Annotated in this window: 3 protein-coding genes and 1 pseudogene; 3 read left to right on the top strand and 1 reads right to left on the bottom strand. The window is 73.9% G+C overall.

Annotated elements, in window-relative coordinates:
- Positions 1 to 992: phospho-sugar mutase (locus IY392_RS13395; RefSeq protein ID WP_194861477.1), on the top strand; the 992-nt coding region annotated here is incomplete at its 5' end.
- A 16-nt stretch (positions 993 to 1,008) separates the two neighbouring features.
- Here the strand turns inward: IY392_RS13395 and upp are convergent.
- Positions 1,009 to 1,632 carry a uracil phosphoribosyltransferase gene (gene upp, locus IY392_RS13390; RefSeq protein WP_107755911.1) on the bottom strand — a complete coding sequence of 208 codons (624 nt, stop codon included), beginning with the start codon at positions 1,630 to 1,632 and terminating at the stop codon, positions 1,009 to 1,011.
- Positions 1,633 to 1,740: 108 nt separating this feature from the next.
- Here upp and IY392_RS13385 point away from each other — a divergent pair, with 108 nt between their 5' ends.
- Positions 1,741 to 2,088: a type VII secretion target gene (locus IY392_RS13385; RefSeq protein WP_107755910.1), complete on the top strand. Its 348-nt coding sequence runs from the start codon at positions 1,741 to 1,743 to the stop codon at positions 2,086 to 2,088.
- Positions 2,085 to 2,732: pseudogene (locus tag IY392_RS13380) on the top strand (NlpC/P60 family protein); the annotation flags it as partial. The gene IY392_RS13385 and the pseudogene IY392_RS13380, both read left to right, overlap by 4 nt.

Below are 2,732 nucleotides of genomic sequence, written 5' to 3'. Positions count from 1 at the left end.
CCGTCGTGGCCGGTCTGCCCGTCCCCGCCCGGCCCCCGCGCGTGGCCCTGACCCCCGTTCACGGGGTGGGCGGCGAGATCTGCCGACGCGTCCTGGCCGGGATCGGGATCGACGACGTGACCCTGGTGCCCGAGCAGGAGCACCCGGATCCGGACTTCCCCACCGTCGAGTCGCCCAATCCGGAGCGGCCGGCCACCACCCTGCGCCTTCGACGGGTCGCGGAGGAGATCGGTGCGGATGTCGCGCTGGCGCTCGATCCGGACGCGGACCGGTGCGCGATGGGCTACCGGACCCCGGACGGGCGGTGGCGGATGCTCGACGGCGACGACACCGGCGGGCTGCTCGCCGACCACCTGCTGACCACCCCGCTCCCCGGATCGGTCCGGGCACCGGGCTCGGGGCCAGGCGTCCCGGTCGTGGCCTCCACCCTCGTGTCGTCGAGACTGCCCTCGCTCCTCGTCCCGGCCCGCGGGGGCCGGCACGTGGAGACGCTCACCGGGTTCAAATGGCTGGTCCGCGCGGCCGATCACCTGCTCTACGCGTACGAGGAGGCGATCGGCCACTGTGTGCTCCCTGAGGTGGTGGCGGACAAGGACGGCATCTCCGCGGCCGGCGCGTGGTGCGCGACGGTCGGGTCGGCCGGGCGGTCGGTCGGTGCGGGGCTCGACGCGCTCGCCGAGGAGTTCGGTGCGCACCTCCGGCACAACGTCGCCCATCCACTCGCCCCCGGTGCCGAGCCCCGCTCGGAGCTCCGTCGCGTGGCCGAACGGCTGGGCGCGACCGGGTCCGTATCACCTGTGGACGGTTCGGCGGGACTCCGTGTCGTGACCGAGGGTGCACGGGCGGTGATCCGCCCGTCGGGCACCGAGCCCCTGCTCAAGACCTACGTCGAGGCGTGGACGACCCCACGTCCGTCGACGTCCGACCGGGAGGATGCCGGACGACGGCTGACCGCTCTGGCCGATCGCGTCGCCGCCGCCCTCACCTCCTGAGGGTCGGAGGGCTGGGTCAGCGGGGGCCGAACAGGCGATCGCCCGCGTCTCCGAGCCCGGGGACGATGAAGGCGTCGTCGTCGAGCCGGTCGTCGACGGTCGCGGTGACGAGCCGCGACGCCAGTCCCGACGCCCGCACGGTCTCGATCCCCTCCGGGGCGCACAGGACGCACACCACGGTGACCCCGGTCGCGCCTCGTTCGGCCAGGGTCTCCAGGGTCGAGACCAGCGACCCCCCGGTTGCGAGCATCGGATCCAACACGACGACGTGCCGTCCGGCGAGGTCGTCCGGAAGGGAGCACAGATAGGAGACCGGGGCGTGCGTCTCCTCGTCGCGCGCCAGTCCCACGAACCCGACCTGCGCGCCCGGGAGCAACCGGGTGGCCGGATCCAGCAGACCCAGCCCCGCCCGCAGGACCGGTACGACGAGCGGGACGCCGTCGACCGCGACACCCGTCGTCTCTGCCACCGGTGTGGTCACGGGGACCTCGGTGGTCGGGATGGAGCGGAAGGCCTCGTAGCAGAGCATGGTGCCGAGAGCGTCCATCGCCGCCCGGAAGCCGGCGGTGTCGGTGACGGAGTCCCTCAGCGTGCGTAGCCGGTCCCCGACCAGCGGGTGGTCCACGACGATGATGTCCATGCCCGACAGGATTCCACAGCGGAGAATTCTCCGACCGGGCGGAACCGGTGCGGGCCCGCGAGGCGTCGAACCCTGTGACGGGACGAGACGGCGACGAGGGGCGAGGGAATGGCGGACGGAGCGATCGACGTCCACGTGGACGGACTGCGGGAGCTGGGTACGGGGTTGACCACGTTGGCGGACGCCCTGGGGGGCGTCCTCGGGGCCGTGGACTCGCTGCCTTTGGACGAGGTGGCCCCCGTGCTCGGACCGGTCGGGGCCGACTTCATGTCCGCCCTGCTCGCCGCCACCGCGCGGCACCGGGAGGTGCTCGCAGGCGTGGCCCGGGTGAGCGATGCCGCCGGGCACCTGGTCCTCGAGACCGGCCGGGTGTACACCGAGTCCGACGTTGGGGGTGCCGAGGCGATCGGTGCGGCGGGGAACGAACTGCCCGGGATCGCAGGTCCGGCCCGGTGATCGCCGACGCGCTGGCCTACGCGGGGCCCATCCGGCAGATCCTCGACCTGCTCTCGGCGGAGGAGTTCGTCCCCGAAGCCGCCCGGGACGTGATGCGACCGGTGGGCGACGGACTGGAGGTGGCCCAGAGGCTCGGACCACCGCTCGAGCGTCTGCTCTCCGAGACGTGGGCCTCCCTCGCCTCCCTCGGCGCCGCGCACTCGGTGGCCGAGATCGGTCGCACGGTGGAGGCGCTCGGCGAGTCCGCTGGCGAGATCGCCAGGGTCACCGCCGTGGCGGCCGATATCGTCGTCCGCGGCACCGTCGAGGTGATCGGCATCGTGCAACAATTCCTCGCCAGGGCGGCCGCGCTGGGGCCCGCTCTGATGACCCCGCCCGGTCAGGTGGCGCTGCTCGGGCTGGCCACGGAGCACCTGGCCCGCGGCATCCAGGTGGCGGAGCGGGTCCAACTCGAACTCACGGGACCGACCCTCGAGATGCGCGCCATCGCCGCGGGAATCCCCGACGCGCCGCGCACGCCCGGGGTGATCGCCGACTCGGGCGCGGGTGGCGCGATCAACGCCTCGACCGCCGCCCACACGGGTTCCGGTCCGGGGTCGCTGGCCGGCCCGGGCCCCGCGTCGGCGGTCGGTGCGGTGTCCCCC

The sequence above is a fragment of the Dietzia sp. SYD-A1 genome, from assembly GCF_015356725.1.
Taxonomy (GTDB): Bacteria; Actinomycetota; Actinomycetes; order Mycobacteriales; family Mycobacteriaceae; genus Dietzia.
This window is presented reverse-complemented; position numbering and strand designations above follow the sequence as displayed.

Bases quoted from the DNA above. Each gene is read 5' to 3' on its own strand.
- upp (WP_107755911.1), bottom strand. From the start codon at position 1,632: ATGGACATCATCGTCGTGGACCACCCGCTGGTCGGGGACCGGCTACGC.
- IY392_RS13385 (WP_107755910.1), top strand. From the start codon at position 1,741: ATGGCGGACGGAGCGATCGACGTCCACGTGGACGGACTGCGGGAGCTG.